We start from the raw sequence: 16816 nt of genomic DNA, 5'->3' as shown, positions 1-16816 counted from the left end.
ATGACGCCGTTGCAGGGGATCCTCGGCGCCGCGGCGGCGAAGAAGCTCAAGGAGGCCCACGGCGTCACCACCGTCGGCGGGCTGCTGACCCGCCTGCCCCAGCGCTACGCCGCCCAGGGCCACAGCCTCAACGTCGATTACGGGCAGGTGGGGGAATCGATCACGGCGGTCGTGGAAGTGGTGGGCGTCGTCAAGCCGGACGTCCTGGACGACCCTTCCGTTCCTGCGAAGGAAAAGCGCAGGTACCCGGTCACCGTCACGGTCACCGATGGCGTGCGGCAGCTGCCGATGCCGATCTTCGGGCAGCCGTGGCTGGCCAACGTCCTGTACCCGGGCACGCGGCTGCTGGTGCTGGGCACGCTCGGCGAGTTCCGGAATCAGCCGCAGCTGAACAATGCCGACGTCCTGGTAATCGGGGCCGACGGGCAGCCGGGCGCGGCGACGGGCAAGTTGAAGAAGCTCATCGACGGCGCCGACGGCATGGCGGAGCTGCGCGGGCTGCTGGCGCGGCCGTATCTGCCCATCCACCGGGGGCGCAAGGGGCTGTCGGGGATCCTCATGGCGCTGTACGTGCGGCGGGTGCTGACGTGGCTGCCGAAGCAGAAGGAACCGCTGCCGCAGTTTCCGTCGCACCTGCCGACGTTCGACGTCGCCCTGCGCGAGGCGCATTTCCCCGGCGCCGATGGCCCGGCCCTGGCCCTCGACCGGCTCAAGTACGACGAGGCGCTGGAACTCCAGCTCGCGCTGGCCCTGCGCCGTGCCGGCAACGCGGAACGGGTTGCGCCGCAGTGCCCCCCGACTCCGGCGGGGCTGTCCGATCGGCTGACGGCGTCGCTGCCCTTCGAGCTGACCGGCGGCCAGCGTTCCGTGCTGCGCGACCTGTCCGCCGATCTGTCCGGGGGTGCGCCCATGAACCGGTTGCTGCAGGGCGAAGTCGGTTCCGGCAAGACGGTCGTGGCGTTGCTGGGGATGCTGCAGGTCGTCGACGCCGGCCGGCAGTCCGTCCTGCTCGCGCCCACCGAGGTCCTGGCGGCGCAGCATGCGCGCACCATCCGGGATTTGCTCGACGACGCCGGCCTCGACGTCCACGTGACGTTGCTGACGGGTTCGATGTCCGTGGGCGAGAAGCGCCAGGCGCTGCTGGATGCGGTGTCCGGCGTGGCTGGGATCGTGGTGGGCACGCATGCGCTGCTGAGCGAGGGCGTGGAGTTCTTCGACCTGGGGCTGGTGGTCATCGACGAGCAGCACCGGTTCGGCGTGCGGCAGCGCGACCTCCTGCGCGAGCGCGGGCGCGACGGCATGACCCCGCATGTGCTGGTGATGACGGCGACGCCCATCCCGCGCACCATGGCCATGACCGTCTTCGGCGACCTCGACGTCTCGGAACTGCGCGAGATGCCGGGGGAGCGGCAGAAGGTGGCGTCGATCGTGGTGCCCACCGTGGAGAAGCCGAGGTGGGAGGAACGGGCCTGGGAGGTCATCCGGGAGGAGGCCGACGCCGGGCACCGCGCGTTCGTCGTGTCGCCGCGGATCATGGGCGAGGGCGAAACCGTCGAGGACAACTTCGACCTGGCCCGCCGCAACCTGCCCGGGGTCGCCGTCGGTTTCCTGCACGGGCAAATGTCGGCGGAGGAGAAGGCCGGTGCGATGGCCGATTTCGTCGCGGGGCGCACGTCGGTGCTGGTGTCCACGACGGTCATCGAAGTCGGCGTCAACGTGCCCGAGGCGACCGTGATGATGATCCGCCGCGCCGAGAGCTACGGCGTCTCCCAGCTGCATCAGCTGCGCGGACGCATCGGCCGCGGTGACCTGGCGGGGACGTGCTTCCTGTGCACCGAGACGTGGCCGGGCACCCCGGAGCGCGCGCGGCTGGATGCGATCGCCGGGACGAACGATGGCTTCGAGCTCGCCGAGATCGACGTGCGCACCCGCAAGCACGGCGACGTGCTCGGCGAGGGCCAGTCGGGGCTGACCGCCGGGCTGGGGCTGCTGAACCTCGGCGACGATCGGCGGATCATCGAGCGCGCCCGCGCCGACGCGGCGCATCTGGTGGCGACGCGCCCAGAGGAGTCCCGGGCCCTGACCTACGACATCACCGATGAGGAAGCGGGATTCCTGGACCGCACCTGAGCCGCGCCGGGCGCCGCCCGTAGACTCGGGGCCATGAGCGAAACGAACGGTGACAACGGCGCCGTGGTCGTGTGCGCCCCCTTCGCGGGAGTGGCGCGGCTGCAGGTCGCCGAGGGCGATGACGTGACCACGGGGCTGCCCGTCGCGGTGGTCGAGGCCGTGAAGCTGGAGGCGCCCGTGCAGGCGCCGTGCCCGGCGACCGTGGCGAAGATCCTGGTCGAGGACTTCTCCGACGTTTCCGGCGGCGACCCGCTGCTGTTGTTGGCGCCGCACGGTTCGGCGGCCGCGGACGCGCGGGAGGCGGGCCGATGACGCGCATCATCGCCGGGGTGGCCCGGGGACGCAGGCTCGTCGCGCCGAAGGGCGAGGCGACGCGGCCGACGACGGACCGCGCGCGCGAGGCGATCTTCTCGTCGTGGTCGTCGCGGTTCGGCATCGAGGGCATGACGGTGCTCGATCTTTTCGCCGGTTCCGGGGCGTTGGGCCTGGAGGCTGCGTCGCGCGGCGCCGACGAGGTCGTCCTGGTGGAGAGTTCCGCGGCGGCGGCCAGGGCGATCCGGACGAACATCGGCACCGTGGGGCACCCGCGGGTGCTGCTCGCCGAGATGAAGGCGTCGACCTACCTGGCCGGCGCGCCGGAGGACCACTTCGACCGCGTCATCGCCGATCCGCCGTACGAGTTGGCGGGCGAGGCGGTCACCGAGATGCTCGAGGCCCTGCGGCCGGCGCTGAAGGACGGGGCGGTGGTCACCGTCGAGAGGCATTCCGCCGACGACGAAACCGTCTGGCCCGAGGGATACGGCATCCTGGAGCAGAAGCTCAAGCGCCGCATCCACGGTTTGGCCCGTTTCGACACGGCGATCTACCGACGAGGGGAAGACGAATGACCCATGCTTGCTGTCCCGGTTCCTACGACCCGTTGACCAGTGGCCATCTCGACGTCATCCAGCGCACCGCGGAGCTTTTCGACGAGGTGACCGTGCTGGTCACCCACAACCCGAACAAGTCCGGGATGTTCACCCCGGAGGAGCGCATGCGCCTGATCGAGGAGTGCACCGGGCACCTCGACAACGTCCGGGTGGATTCCTGGTCGGAGCTGTTGGTCGACTACACCACGGAGCACGGCATCAAGACCCTGGTCAAGGGCCTGCGTTCGGCAATGGACTACGAGTACGAGGTCCCCATGGCGCAGATGAACCGCCGGATGTCCGGCGTCGACACCCTGTTCATCGAGGCCGACCCGAAGTACGGCCACGTCTCTTCGACGCTGATGAAGGAAGTCGTCCGCTACGGCGGATCGGTGGAGGGCCTGGTGCCGGATCCGGTGCAGGCGGCCCTGCGCGCGCGCCTGACGTAGCCGTCTGGGCGGCCGCAAAACGCCGTGGCCTGCAATCACCGCGAACATGCAGGTCGTCGCGTAATCTCGGGACCATGTACCGCGTCTTTGAAACCCTCGATGAACTTGTCCAGACCGTCGAGGAAGCCTATGGCGTCCCGATGACGGCGAACTGCATGGTGCCGCGCCGCGACGTGCTGGTGCTTCTCGACGAATTGCGCAACGCGTTTCCCGCCGAGCTCGATGATGCGCAGGACGTCCTCGATCAGCGCGACATGATCGTCAGCGACGCGGAGGCCACCGCCGCCGAGTCGATCGCCGCGGCCGAGGAAGAGGCCCGCCGGATCATGGACGAGGCCGAGGACCGCTCCCGCCGCATGGTGGAGGACGCGGAGAACCGCGCCCACGCCACGGTCGCGGAGGCACAGAACGACGCCGACCGCCGCCGCGAGGACGCCGATCGCGAGTACCACCAGGTCACCGAGCGCGCCGCGTCCGAGGCCGACCGCCTCGTCGCGTCGGGCAACGCGGCCTACGACCGCTCCGTGCAGGACGGTCTCGCCGAGCAGCAGCGCTTGGTGTCCGAGTCCACGGTCGTGCACGAGGCGAACGAGGAGGCCCGCCGGGTCGTGGAGTCCGCCTACGCGGATTCCAAGCGCCTGCGCGGCGAGTGCGACGTGTACGTGGACAACAAGCTGGCCGAGTTCGAGTCGGCGCTGTCCGAGACCCTGCGTTCGGTCGGCCGCGACCGTTCGGCGCTGCGCAAGGGAGCCGGGGCGTCGGGGGCCGGCGGTGACCGCGATGACCGTGGCGACCGCAGCGACCTCGGATCCGACCGCCAGTACGACCGCGGCGAGCGTGGCGGGGACTACCGACGCTGACCCGACGCGCCGGAGAGGGAAACCGGCGGGGGAGGTAGGATGACCGCATTATGAATGCCGCTTCCCCTTTCGTGTTTGACGTGGGCCGGGTGCTGCGCGAAGGCGCGCCCGAGCCCTTTTCCCGTGTCGGCGAGACCCCCGAGCGCATCGGCGCCGAGATGATCGCGGTCGAGGAGGGGGCCGAGGTGCAGCTCGATGGCATCGTGACGCCCCTGGGCGGTGGCGTCCTCATCGACGCCGACGTCCGCGCCCCGCTGTCCGGCCAGTGCGTCCGTTGCCTCGGCGACCTCGCCGGGGACCTGGACATCCACGTGTCCACCGTGTTTTCGGCCGGCGAGGGTTTCGTCACCGGCGACGTCGACGATGACGTGGCCGACGAGGTGCCGGGGCTGGTGGGCGATCTGGCGGACATCACGCAGGCCGTGATCGACGAGGCCGTGCTGGCCCTGCCGTTCAATCCGTCGTGCGAGACCGTCGAAAAGCGCGATTGCCACGCGGAGGACACCGGCGTGCCGGAACCCGACGGCGTGTCCGGCGAGCAGGAGGACGCCCCGGATCCGCGGTGGGCGGGCCTGGCCGAGAAGTTCGGCGACCTGGGCGGTGCCGGCTCCACCGGTGCCGAGGGCGACAAGTGAGCCGTAAGCGGCGGCTCAGCGGTGAAGCGGCGCGCCAGGCCGCGTTCACCTCGGTCGATCACGCGCCGCTGCTGGAGCGCCTCGGCGTCGAGCTCGACGACGATGGTCTGCGCCTGGCGCTGACGCACCGCAGCTTCGCCAACGAGAACGGCAACCTGACCAACAACGAGCGCCTGGAGTTCCTCGGCGACGCGGTGCTGGGCATGTGCGTGGCGGAGGAGCTGTACCGCCGGTTCCCGGATCGCGCCGAGCAGGACATCTCGAAGATGCGCGCCGGCGTGGTCAACATGTACGCGCTGGCCGACCTGGCCCGTTCCATCGAGCTGGGCCCGCACATCCTGTTGGGCCGGGGGGAGAAGGCCACCGGCGGCGCGGACAAGCACTCGATCCTCGCCGACACCGTCGAGGCGCTGCTGGGCGCCATCTACCTGCAGCATGGTTTCGAAATCTCCAAGGCCACCGTCCTTCGCCTGTTCGACGAGATGATCGACGAGGCCCCCACGCAGTCCCGTGGCCGCGACTGGAAGACGCTGCTCCAGGAGCGTCTATCCGCGAAGTCGCTTCCGGCCGCCGAGTACGCGGTCACTTCCGAGGGCCCCGACCACGCCCGGACCTACTCCGTCGAGTTGTTCGTCGACGGCGTCGTCCGCGGCACCGGCACGGGCGCGACGAAGAAGGAAGCCGAGATGCTCGCCGCCGAGCAGGCGCACGCGGCGCTGGCCTAGGGGGACGGGTGCCGGAACTCCCCGAGGTCGAGACCATCCGCCTGGGCCTCGATCCGCACGTCCGAGGCAGGCGCATCACTGGTGCGCGGGTGCTGCGCGACCGCGCGGTGCGCCGCCAGCCGGGCGGGGAGAGGGAGTTCGCCGGACGCCTGATCGACCGCACGATCACGGGCACCGGCCGGCGGGGCAAGTTCCTGTGGCTGTCGCTCGACGACGAGTCGGCGTTGCTCATCCACCTGGGCATGAGCGGCCAGCTGGTCGTCCCCGGCCCGGAATCGCCGCCGTCGCCGCACGTGCGCGCGGTCCTCGAATTGGAGGGGACCGATGGTGACGGCCTTACGCTGCAGTTCCGCGACCAGCGCACCTTCGGGTGGGTGTGGGCCTGCGGGGCGGGCGGCGACGGCGTACCGGAGCCGGCCGCTCACATCGCCCGCGACCTCATGGACCCGGCGGTCGACCCGGTGAACCTGGCGCACGCCATCCGCCGCCGCACCAGCGGCATAAAGCGGGTGCTGCTCAACCAGGAAGTCGTGTCGGGCATCGGCAACATCTACGCCGACGAGATGCTGTGGGCCGCACGCGTCCACGGCGAAACACCGGCCGATGAGCTGTCGGTGCGGACGTTGGCCAAGCTCCTGCGCGCCGGCCGCGAGGTGATGGGCCGGGCGATCGCCGTCGGCGGCACCAGCTTCGACGCGTTGTACGTCAACGTCAACGGGGAGTCCGGCTATTTCGCCCGCGACCTGGAGGCGTACGGCCGGGAGGGCCGGCCGTGCCGCCGCTGCGGCACCCCCATCATCCGCTCGACTTTCATGAACCGTTCCAGCTATCACTGCCCGCGCTGCCAGCGCCTACCCCGAAGGACCCCATGACGACCGCCACCTCCCGCACCCGGACTCCCGCGGCGGGCATTCTGCGCACCACCTGGGCGCGCATCGCCATCGTCGTGGCCTTCGTGGCGCTGGCGGCGACGAAGCTCATCGACTTTTCGGGCAACGCGCGTTACCTCCTCGACGCCGACGTCTACGCGGTCGGCGGCCGGCGCTTGCTCGATGGGCTGCCGCTGTACGACGGCGCGTTCCCGACGTCCATCGACATCTGGCTGCCGTTCACGTATCCGCCCGTCGCCGCGGTGCTGTTCGCGCCGCTGGCGCTGATCCCGTTGCAGTTGACGTTCGTCCTGGTCACGGCGGTGACCATCGTTGCGCTGTGGTACGTGCTGAAGGTCGTCGTCGTGAAGCTGGGCGGCCTGGCGCCCACCGACGCCGGATGGCTGGCACTGGCGTTGACCACCGCCCTGCTGTGGTTCGGGCCGGTGCACACGACCCTGTCCTTCGGCCAGGTCAACGTGATGCTCATGGCGCTGGTGGCCATCGACGTGCTGGTGGTGCCGCCGAAGTACCGGGGCCTGCTCACGGGCGCGGCCATCGCCGTCAAACTCACGCCGGCGGTGTTCGGCCTGTGGTTCCTGCTGCGCCTGGATTGGGCGGGCATCGCGCGCATCGCGGCGTCGGCCGGCGCGCTGACGTTGCTCGGCCACCTCGTCGTCCCCGCCGATTCCACCCAATACTGGACGGACACGCTGATCAACACCGGCCGCATCGGCGGGCCGATGTACGCCTCCAACCAGTCGATCGACGCCGAGCTGTGGCGCCTGGGCCTGCACACCGAAGAGTCCGGCGGCGGACTGTGGCTGTTGCTGGTCCTGGTCGCGCTGGCGGTCACGGTCGTGGTCATGCTCCGGTTGCTTCGCGACGGCCACCCGTTCCTCGCGGTCGGCGCCAACGCGCTGTTCGGCCTGCTCGCGTCCCCCGTGTCCTGGTCCCACCACTGGGTGTGGGTGCCGGTGATGGTGGTGGCGGTGGCCGCGCTCGCCCTGCGTTCCGATGGCGCCGGCAACGGACTCGCCTGGTTCTTCGTGTTCTCGGGCCTGGTCTGCTTTGCGCTGGAGCCACAGGCGCTGGCTCCGGCGGAACAAGGCCGGGAACTGGACTGGAGCGTCTTCTGGCACGTGTTCGGCAATTCCTACCTGTGGTGGGCGGTCGCCGCTTTGGTGATGCTGTGGTTCCTGTCCAAGCGTTTACCGAAGGCTCAGACGGGTCTAATGTCTAACGCATGACGTGGATGGAGAGCGCGACTAGCGCCGTAACGGCCTGGAACGACAAATACTGGCTGTTCATGATCGCCCTGCTCGTGGCGACGGGCCTGTACTTCTGCGCCAGGACGATCCTGGTGCAGATCCGCTATCTGCCGGAGATGTTCCGGTCGATAACCGAGAGGCCCTCCGACATTTCGGAGGGCGTCAAGGGCATCTCCAGCTTCAAGGCGTTCACCATTTCGGCCGCATCGCGCGTGGGCACCGGCAACGTCGCCGGCGTGGCGGTGGCCATCTCCACGGGCGGCCCGGGCGCGGTGTTCTGGATGTGGTTGCTGGCCATCATCGGCGGCGCGACCAGCTTCGTGGAGTCGACCCTGGCCCAGCTGTACAAGGTCAAGGACAAGGACTCCTACCGCGGCGGCCCGGCGTACTACATCACCCGCGGCCTCGGCGAAAAGTGGCGCTGGCTGGCCATCCTGTTCGCGCTGGCGATCACCGTCACCTACGGCTTCGTGTTCAACGCCGTGCAGTCGAACTCCATCACCGCCGCCGTGGCCGAGTCCACGGGCAACGACTCGCTGAGCATGAAGACCATCATCGGCCTGGTGCTCGCCGCGGCCACCGGCCTGATCATCTTCGGCGGCATCCAGCGCATCTCGAAGGTCACCCAGGTCATCGTCCCGGTCATGGCCATCGCCTACATCCTGCTGGGCATCATCGTGCTGGCCATCAACTGGCGCGAAGTCCCGTCGATGCTCGCGCTCATCGTCGAGCACGCCCTGGGCATCCGAGAGATCGCCGGCGCCGCGGTCGGCACCGCGATCATGCAGGGCGTCCGCCGCGGCCTGTTCTCCAACGAGGCCGGCATGGGCTCGACCCCGAACGCGGCGGCGACGTCGTCGGTGTCGCACCCGTGCAAGCAGGGCCTGATCCAGACCCTGGGCGTCTACTTCGACACCATCATCGTCTGCACCGTCACCGCCGTGATCATCCTGCTGTCCAATCCCGAGTACGGCACCGGCGCGGAGGGCACGGCGCTGACGCAGGCGGCGCTGGCGGCGCAGATCGGCGGCTGGGCGATCCACGCGATCACCGTGATCATCTTCTTCCTGGCGTTTTCCTCGATCGTCGGCAACTACTACTACGCCGAGGCGAACATCCCGTTCCTCAACGACAGCAAGGCTCTGCTCAACGGCGTGCGCGCCCTGATCATGCTGTGCGTCCTGGGTGGCGCGATCGGTTCGGTGCCGCTGGTGTGGGCGCTGGCGGACGTGTTCTCGGCGCTGATGGCCACCATCAACATCGCGGCGATCCTGCCGCTGGGCGGCGTGGCCGTGGCGTTGCTGGGCAACTATGCGGCGCAGAAGTCCAAGGGCCTCAACCCCGTGTACCACCGCGACGACATCCCCGGGATCCGCGGGCACGAGAACATCGAATGCTGGGACGGCTCCGACCCGATGACCGTGCGCACCGACGACGGTGGCTCGGCCGCGGTTCAGAAGTGACGGGTGCAGAAGTGACGGGCGAAGAACCGGCGGGCACCCGCCTGACCGCCTGGGCGCACGGCCACGTGCAGGGCGTCGGCTTCCGGTGGGCCACCCGGGTCCGCGCCCTGGAACTGGGGCTGACCGGCTACGCGAAGAACTACCCGGACGGCCGGGTGCTCGTCGTCGCGGAGGGGCCGGCGACGGCGTGCGAGGATCTGCTCGCATGGCTGGAGGGTCCCGACGCGCCCGGTTCGGTGTCCACCGTCGTCGCCGATTTCGGCGACGCCCGCGGCGGCTACGGGGGCTTCGACCGCAAGTAGCCCACGCGCCGGCCCGCACTTCCCGAACCGCGCGGCGCCCCGTCATCACCGGATCGCACGGCCCGACATGGCAGAATGTCCTGTCGTGCACCTCAAATCGCTGACTCTCAAGGGCTTCAAGTCCTTCGCGTCGGCGACCACGCTGAAGTTCGAGCCGGGCATCTGCGCGGTCGTCGGCCCGAACGGCTCCGGCAAGTCCAACGTCGTCGACGCCCTGGCGTGGGTGATGGGCGAGCAGGGCGCGAAAACCCTGCGCGGCGGCAAGATGGAGGACGTCATCTTCGCCGGCACCTCCGGCCGCAAGCCGCTGGGCCGCGCCGAGGTGACGCTGACCATCGACAACTCCGACGGCGCGCTGCCGATCGGGTACTCCGAAGTCTCCGTCACGCGCCGCATGTTCCGCGACGGGGCCAGCGAATACGAGATCAACGGCTCCCGCTGCCGTCTCATGGACGTCCAGGAGCTGCTCAGCGACTCCGGCATCGGCCGCGAAATGCACGTCATCGTCGGCCAGGGCCGTCTGGCCCAGATTCTCGAATCGCGCCCGGAGGAGCGCCGCGCCTTCATCGAGGAAGCCGCCGGCGTGCTCAAGCATCGGCGTCGCAAAGAAAAGGCCCAGCGCAAGCTGCAGGCGATGCAGGGCAACCTCGACCGTCTGGATGACCTGGTCGGGGAGTTGCGCCGGCAGCTCAAGCCCCTGGCCCGCCAGGCCGAGGCCGCCCGCCGCGCGCAGACCGTCCAGGCGGATCTGCGCGAGGTCAAGTTGGCGTTGGCCGCGGCGGATCTCGTCGCGTTGCGGGAAGCGCTTTCCGACGCCGCCGCGCGCGCGAAAATGGTCGCCGACAAGGTGGCTGCGCAGGAGGAACTGGCCGAAGCGGCCGCCGAGCGCCGGGATGATCTCGAAGCGGAGTTGGAGGACGTCACGCCGCGCGCCGACGCCGCCCGCGAGCTGTGGTTCCGTCTGTCCGCGCTGTCCGAGCGAGTCGGCGCCACCCGCCGCATCGCCGCCGACCGCGCGGCCGATTCCGCGCCGGCGCCGTGGACGGGCCAGGACCCCGAGGACCTGGAGGCCCGCGCCGTGCGCGCCGCCGCCGAGGAAGAGGAACTGGCGGAGGCAGAGGCGGAAACCCGGGAGCGCCTGGAATCCGTCCGCGACGTCCTGGCCGAAGCAGAGGACGCCTTCCGCGCCGCCGAGTCCGAGCACATGGCCCAGGTCCGCGCGCTGGCCGACCGCCGCGAAGGCGTCGTCCGCCTGGTCGCCGCCGAAGAATCGCTGCGCATGCGCATCGAATCCGCCGAAGCGGAGTCCGCGCGCCTGGCCGAGCATGTCGCCGAAGCGGGCCAGCGCCGCGACGACGCCGCCGACGCGCTGGAGGACGCCGCCGAGGTCCTGGCCGAAGCCGAAACCGCCGGCCCCGAACTCGCCCGCGCCAACGAACGCGCCGCCGCCGAAGCCACCGCCGCCACCGCCCGCGTGAAGGAACTCCGCGACCGGGAGCGGACTCTGGAGAAATCGGTGTCCGGCCTGTCCGCGCGCATCGAGGCCCTCGACGCCGCCCGCCGCGCCGCGGCCACCGACGGCGCGGGCTGGTTGCGCGACGCCCACGATCTGCCCGCCCTCTCCGGTGCACTGCACGTCACCGGCGGATGGGATTCGGCCATCGCCGCAGCGCTGGGACCTGCCGCCGAAGCGCTGGTGGCGGGGGATCCCGGGGAATCGGGAGGCACCGGCCATTCCGCCGACGACTTGATCACGGAGCTTTCCGACGCCGCCGCCGGCCACGCGGTCGTCGTGGAACCCGGCGGCGGCAGCGATGGCTGGCGCCTCGACGCGTCCGCCCCGGCGGGCTGCACGTGGGCGCTGGACGTGGTGGAGCACCCGGTGGAGCTGTCCGCCGCGCTGTCGGGGCTGCTCGTCGACGTCGTGTTGTGCCCGGACGCCGCCACCGCCCGCCGGGTCGTCGACGAGGACAATCGTCTGCGTGCCGCCACCGCCGACGGCCGTCTCCATGGCCCCGGCTGGGTCTCCGGCGGATCCGGAGGCGCCCGGTCCAGCGTGGAGATCGGCGCGGGCATCGCCGCCGCCGAAGAAGAGCTCGCCGCTGCCCGCGACGAACTCGCGGACCTCGCCGGCGTGCTGGCCGGCGCCGTCGCCGAAGAGGAGGACCGCCGCACCGATTCCGCGGCCGCCCGCGCCGCCCTGCGCGAGCATGAACGCGGCCTGAAGGCCCTTTCCGACGCCCGCACCCGCGCCCAGTCCCAACTCGCCGGCGTCGACCACGACGCCGAGCGTGCGTCCGCCCGCCGGGAGGAAGCGGAAAACCGTCTGGTGAAGCTCCGCGAGGAACTCGACGACGTCGCCGACCGGCTCGCCCGCGTCGACGACGACCCCGCGGACGGGGAGCCGTCGACCGAGGAGCGCGACCACGCCGCCGCCGCGCTGGCCCAGGCCCGCGCCATGGAAACCGAAGCGCGCCTGGCGCTGCGCACGGCGGAAGAGCGCTCCGGCGGAGTGCGGGGCAGGGCGGAGAGGCTGCGTCGCCAAGCAACTGCGGAGCGGCAGGCCCGCGCCCGCCACGAAGCGGCCCAGCTGCGCCGGGAACGATCCCGCGCGCTGGCGGCCACCGTCGCCGAGTTGTCCGGCGACGTCGCGGAGCGGGTGTCGGTGTCCCTGGAACGCGCAGCGGCCGACCGTGATGAGCTCGAGGCGACCCGCAAGGCCATCGGCGCCGAATTGAACAAGGCCCGCGCCGACGCGTCGGCGGCGGCCAAACGCGTCGCGGAACTCACCGACGGCGCCCACCGCGGCGACATCGCCCGCGCCGAAGCGCAGCTGCGCGTCGACCAGGCGGAGGAGACGATCATCGACCAGCTCGGCGTCCCCGTCGCCGACCTGCTGGAATCCCATGCGCCGGGGGAGGACTTCGACCGCGCCGAGGCCGAGGCCCGGCTCAAGCGGGCCGAGAAGGACCTCCGCGTGCTCGGCCGCGTCAATCCTCTGGCGCTGGAGGAATTCAAGGCGATGGAGGAGCGCCACGACTTCCTGTCCACCCAGCTCGACGATGTCCGCCGGGCGCGCGCCGACCTGCTGGCCGTGGTCGAGGAGGTCGACGAAACCATCCTGCGGCTGTTCACCGAGGCCTGGCTCGACGTCGAGCGGGAGTTCCCGAAGGTCTTCGACACGCTGTTCCCCGGTGGCGAAGGCCGGCTCATTCTCACCGAGCCCGACGACATGCTGCTCACGGGCATCGAAGTCGAGGCCCGGCCGCCGGGCAAGAAGGTCAAGCGGCTGTCGCTGCTGTCCGGCGGCGAAAAGTCGCTGACGGCACTGGCGATGCTGGTGGCCATCTTCCGCGCCCGGCCCAGCCCGTTCTACGTCCTCGACGAGGTCGAGGCCGCGCTCGACGACGTCAACCTGCGCCGGCTAATCGCGCTGCTGGAGGAGTTGCGCGAGTCGTCGCAGCTGATCGTCATCACGCACCAGAAGCCGACCATGGACGTCGCCAACGTCCTGTACGGCGTCACCATGCGCGGCGACGGCGTCACTCGCGTTATCTCGCAACGGATGTCACCGACGGCCGAGGGTTAACGGGATTGCCTGGATTTGCTTCTGGTCCGAGCGGGCGTGGGATATGATCTTGGTCGACCGACCAAGACGACCGCCCCGGAGGTGACGGCCGATGCCCGCTTCCGGGCCCGATTTCGACGCGCATCTGGCGCTCGCCCAATGGCTGTCGCTGTCCGGCGACGCAGCAGCGGCGCTCCCGGTCCCCGAACCGGCGCGGTTGCTGCTCGACGCGACCTCGGCCGTCCACGGGGATCTGCTGGTGGCCGCGGTCGGCGAGATCGCCGACGTGGTGCAGCGCGACCCCCGTTGGCCGGTGATCCTGCGCGAGCGGATGATCACCCGCCGCACGCTCGACAGCATCGGCGCCGACCTTGATCTGACCCGCGAGCGGGTCCGCCAGCTCGAGGCCGCGCTGCGCGAGGAACTGGCTTCCGGCCCCTTGACCGGCCTCGTCGTCGACGGCCTGCGGCGGCGCATCCGCCCGTTCGCCCACGTCGCCGATGCGCTGGCGGCCGTTCCCTGTCTGCTGGAACCAATCCCGGACGCCGGCGTCAATCTGCTCGACGTCGTGGAGGCCGTGGCCCCCGACTGGTCCCTGGTCGGCTGCGGCTGGCTCGTGGCCGACGGTGCGGCCGACCGGGTCGACGCCGTGCTGCGCGAATTCGCCGACGACACCGGCGCGGCCGACGTCGCCGCCGTGGCCGGGGCACTCGGCGTGGACGCCGGATTGTTGGCCGACTACCTCTCGACCGTGGGCTGCCGCTTCCTGTTCCGCGGCCACGTGCTCACGCGCGACAGGTCGATCGGCGACCGGGCCCTGGCGGTGCTCACGCTGGCGGACGGGCCCATGACCACCGCCCAGCTCGCGGAGCTGATCCCCGGGCGCACCAAGCCGTCCATCCGCAACGCCCTGGGCGCCGAGCCGGGCATCGTCCGTTCCGCCCCGGACACGTGGACGGTGGCGGGGCGCGAGGACCGGAACCCGGTCAATCACGCGCGCCCGGAGATGACGTCGGGCATGTACGTGCATCAGGGCCGCTGGTCGCTGCTCGTCGACGTCGACGACGCGGTGTCCGCCGACGTGTCGTACGAGATCCCCCATGCCATCCCGGCCCTGCTGGGCGCCCCGTTCGACGTCCCGGTCAACTTGCCCGGCGAGCTCGGCCCGAAGTCGGTGCGCTGGCGCCGCCAGGGCGCCGTCGGCACGAGCATCGCCGATCACCTCGCCGCTGGTTCCCCTGCGGGCGGACGGGTGCGCGTCATCGTCGAAAAGCACATGGAGATCGTCGACGTCCCGCCCACCACCGGGCACGGCCCGTGGGCCACGGCGTTTTCGGCGATGGGCCTCGGCGATCCCCCCGCGGACCCGCGGGAAGCGCTGTCCGTCGTCGCCGAGGCGATCGGGCTGCCGGCGGATGCACCGCACTGCAGCGTCGCCGCCCGCCTGGAGCTGCGGGGACAGTTCTTCGTCGCCGAATGCCTCGCCGACGCATTGGCCCAGGGGTATACGTTGGAGCCATGAGCATCAGGGCGCGGGACGTGCGCAGGGAGTTCGATGGGAAGGTGGCCATCGAGCATGCGGACGTCGATGTCGCCCCCGGCGTGATCACGGGCCTGATCGGCCCCAACGGCAGCGGCAAGACGACCCTGCTGCTGGTGCTTGCCGGGTTGTTGGCCCCCGACTCCGGCAGCGTCGACGTCGATGGGGCGGATCCCGCCACCGACGGGCCCGCCGCCCGCGCCCGCATCGGCTGGATGCCCGACCACGTGGGCACGTGGGAGACCATGACGGCGCACGAGATCGTCGCCGCCTTCGGCCGCATCTACGGGCTGGACCGGGCGACCGCGAACTCCCGCGCCACCGATCTGCTCGCCGAGGTCGGCCTGTCGGAGTTCGCCGGCAACCGCGTGCGCGTGCTCTCGCGCGGTCAGAAACAGCGCCTGTCGCTGGCCCGGGCGCTGGTGCACGATCCGGCGGTGCTGCTTCTCGACGAGCCGGCGTCCGGGCTGGACCCCGATTCCCGCGTGGCGCTGCGCCATATCCTGCGGCGCCGGGCGGAGGCGGGGGCGGCGATCATCGTAAGCTCGCACATCCTGCCGGAGCTGGAGGAGATGGTCGACGACGTGATCATGATGCGCGACGGCCGCACGCTTCCGCCCGCCTCCGCCGGCCGGACGCCGATGTGGCGCGTGACCGTCGACGGTGACGGGGCAGCGTTGCGCCGGTGGGCGGAGTCCGAGGGGGCGGCGCTGGGCGCGACGGTTTCCGGCGCCGGCGACGGAGACGGCTCGGGGCAGACGGTGACGTGGGCGGATTTCGCCGCCGAACCGGAGGCCGCGTCGGCCGTGCTCGGCAGGGCGTTGGCGGCGGGGGTGGTGGTCGCGTCCTTCGGCCGGAGGACGCTGGAATCGCGATACCTGGAATGGCGGGCGGAACGGTGACGGACAAGAACGATGCGACGACCCCGGAAATGACGAACCCGGAGATGACGACCCCGGCTCGCCGCGGCCGAGCCTCCGGGCCCGGCACGTGGGAGGCGCTGCGGGGAGTGTTGTCTCTGGAGCTGACCCAGCGGGCGCGATCGACCAGGTGGCGGGTGCTGCTCATCGGCTGGTTCGTGGTGCTGGTGGCCACGGTGGTCCTGCAGACCGTCTTCTTCGGGGCGGTGGGCCCGGGGTTGTCCGGCGACGAGCAGGCGTGGGCGCGCGCGTCCGCCGAAGCCATCGCCACCGGCACGCTGCTGTTCGTGCTGCTGGTCGGGTTGCTCGTCGCCCCGGCCCAAACCGCGTCCTCCATCAACGGCGACCGCCGTGATGGAGTGCTGGCCCTGATCCAGGCGGCGCCGGTGCCGACGTGGACGGTGGCCGTCGGAAAGCTGCTGGCCGCCTGGCTGGCCTCGCTGGCCTTCCTCGCGGTGAGCCTGCCGGTGCTGCTGTGGACCGTCATCCGCGGCGGCATGCCGTGGTGGGCGATGATTCTCGGCGTGGCCGTGGTGGCGCTGCTGTTGCTGGGCGTGTCGGGGATGGGGCTGGGCATGTCGGCGCTGACCCCGCGCACCGCGTCGTCGACGATGCTGTCCTACCTCATCGTCGCGGTGTTGGTCATCGGCCTGCCCGTGGTGTTCCTGCTGTCCATGCCGCTGATGGAACAACGCGAAATGCGGCAGGTGGCCTACATGACGCGGTACGACGAGAACCTCGACCTCGAGGACACCGGCAGCTGGTGCCGCGAAGAAATCACCGAACTGCGGACCGTGGACACCCGCGCGCTGGCGTGGACGTTCCTGCCCAACCCCGTGGTCGTGCTGTCCGACGCCCTGCCGTACTCCGGCGACGCGCCGGGCATCACGCCGATCGTCCGCGACGTCGTCGACCGCACCTTCCACGAACCCGAGCGGCAGCCCGAGACGTGCGCGGAGCTCGCCGATTCGATGCGCGAGCCCGGCGACGGCGGGATCACCCAGGCGACCCCGCGGCCGGTGGAGGAGGGCCCGGGCTGGAAGTGGGCCCCGGGGTTGGCCATCAACCTGCTGCTCGGCGGGCTCGGCGTCGCGTTCGCGCTCCGGCGGCTGAAGGTGCCCGCAGGGTCGCTGCCCAAGGGCGTGCGCATCGCCTGATCGCCGCCGGGGCGGGACC

At 71.0% G+C, this 16816-nt stretch carries 15 protein-coding genes; all 15 read left to right on the top strand.

The genetic code is table 11. From position 1 onward, the window contains the following. The 15 genes from CX1_RS09795 (at nt 1) to CX1_RS09725 (ending at nt 16797) form a co-directional block, all read left to right on the top strand. Nucleotides 1–2130, top strand: a complete 2130-nt coding sequence (locus CX1_RS09795) for an ATP-dependent DNA helicase RecG (protein WP_255217653.1) — start codon at nt 1–3, stop codon at nt 2128–2130. A gap of 33 nt (nt 2131–2163) precedes the next feature. After that, complete coding sequence (locus tag CX1_RS09790) at nt 2164–2442, top strand: acyl-CoA carboxylase biotin carboxyl carrier protein subunit (RefSeq protein ID WP_046649443.1); 279 nt, start codon at nt 2164–2166, stop codon at nt 2440–2442. After that, the gene (gene rsmD / locus CX1_RS09785; RefSeq protein ID WP_046649442.1) at nt 2439–3017 is read left to right on the top strand and encodes a 16S rRNA (guanine(966)-N(2))-methyltransferase RsmD; all 579 of its coding nucleotides are present in this window, start codon (nt 2439–2441) and stop codon (nt 3015–3017) included. Before CX1_RS09790 ends, rsmD begins: the two co-directional genes overlap by 4 nt. Next, entirely contained in the window at nt 3014–3487 is a 474-nt protein-coding gene (gene coaD, locus CX1_RS09780) for a pantetheine-phosphate adenylyltransferase (protein ID WP_046649441.1), read from the top strand. The genes rsmD and coaD overlap by 4 nt, the downstream gene beginning before the upstream one ends. Nucleotides 3488–3561: 74 nt before the next feature. After that, nucleotides 3562–4347: a DivIVA domain-containing protein gene (locus tag CX1_RS09775; RefSeq protein ID WP_046649440.1), complete on the top strand. Its 786-nt coding sequence runs from the start codon at nt 3562–3564 to the stop codon at nt 4345–4347. Between the two features lie 50 nt (nt 4348–4397). Beyond that, complete coding sequence (locus CX1_RS09770) at nt 4398–4982, top strand: YceD family protein (RefSeq protein ID WP_060925592.1); 585 nt, start codon at nt 4398–4400, stop codon at nt 4980–4982. Continuing rightward, a complete protein-coding gene (gene rnc / locus CX1_RS09765; protein ID WP_046649439.1) occupies nt 4979–5707 on the top strand; it encodes a ribonuclease III in 729 nt (242 codons plus the stop codon). The genes CX1_RS09770 and rnc overlap by 4 nt, the downstream gene beginning before the upstream one ends. 8 nt (nt 5708–5715) lie before the next feature. Then, a complete protein-coding gene (gene mutM, locus CX1_RS09760) occupies nt 5716–6579 on the top strand; it encodes a bifunctional DNA-formamidopyrimidine glycosylase/DNA-(apurinic or apyrimidinic site) lyase (protein WP_046649438.1) in 864 nt (287 codons plus the stop codon). Beyond that, nucleotides 6576–7826, top strand: a complete 1251-nt coding sequence (locus CX1_RS09755) for a glycosyltransferase 87 family protein (protein WP_046649437.1) — start codon at nt 6576–6578, stop codon at nt 7824–7826. The genes mutM and CX1_RS09755 overlap by 4 nt, the downstream gene beginning before the upstream one ends. A gap of 5 nt (nt 7827–7831) precedes the next feature. Next, entirely contained in the window at nt 7832–9310 is a 1479-nt protein-coding gene (locus CX1_RS09750) for an alanine/glycine:cation symporter family protein (RefSeq protein ID WP_060925612.1), read from the top strand. Then, on the top strand, nt 9307–9612 hold the full coding sequence (locus CX1_RS09745; RefSeq protein WP_244465360.1) for an acylphosphatase: 306 nt from the start codon (nt 9307–9309) through the stop codon (nt 9610–9612). The genes CX1_RS09750 and CX1_RS09745 overlap by 4 nt, the downstream gene beginning before the upstream one ends. Nucleotides 9613–9697: 85 nt before the next feature. Further along, on the top strand, nt 9698–13201 hold the full coding sequence (gene smc / locus CX1_RS09740) for a chromosome segregation protein SMC (RefSeq protein WP_060925591.1): 3504 nt from the start codon (nt 9698–9700) through the stop codon (nt 13199–13201). A gap of 91 nt (nt 13202–13292) precedes the next feature. Continuing rightward, nucleotides 13293–14702 carry a hypothetical protein gene (locus tag CX1_RS09735; RefSeq protein WP_046651036.1) on the top strand — a complete coding sequence of 470 codons (1410 nt, stop codon included), beginning with the start codon at nt 13293–13295 and terminating at the stop codon, nt 14700–14702. Continuing rightward, a complete protein-coding gene (locus CX1_RS09730) occupies nt 14699–15622 on the top strand; it encodes an ABC transporter ATP-binding protein (protein ID WP_060925590.1) in 924 nt (307 codons plus the stop codon). The genes CX1_RS09735 and CX1_RS09730 overlap by 4 nt, the downstream gene beginning before the upstream one ends. Beyond that, the gene (locus CX1_RS09725; RefSeq protein ID WP_146780694.1) at nt 15619–16797 is read left to right on the top strand and encodes an ABC transporter permease; all 1179 of its coding nucleotides are present in this window, start codon (nt 15619–15621) and stop codon (nt 16795–16797) included. Before CX1_RS09730 ends, CX1_RS09725 begins: the two co-directional genes overlap by 4 nt. The last annotated feature ends 19 nt before the right edge of the window (nt 16798–16816 follow it).

It is taken from the genome of Corynebacterium xerosis NBRC 16721 = ATCC 373 (assembly GCF_001552415.1).
Classification (GTDB): domain Bacteria; phylum Actinomycetota; class Actinomycetes; order Mycobacteriales; family Mycobacteriaceae; genus Corynebacterium; species Corynebacterium xerosis.
This window is presented reverse-complemented; position numbering and strand designations above follow the sequence as displayed.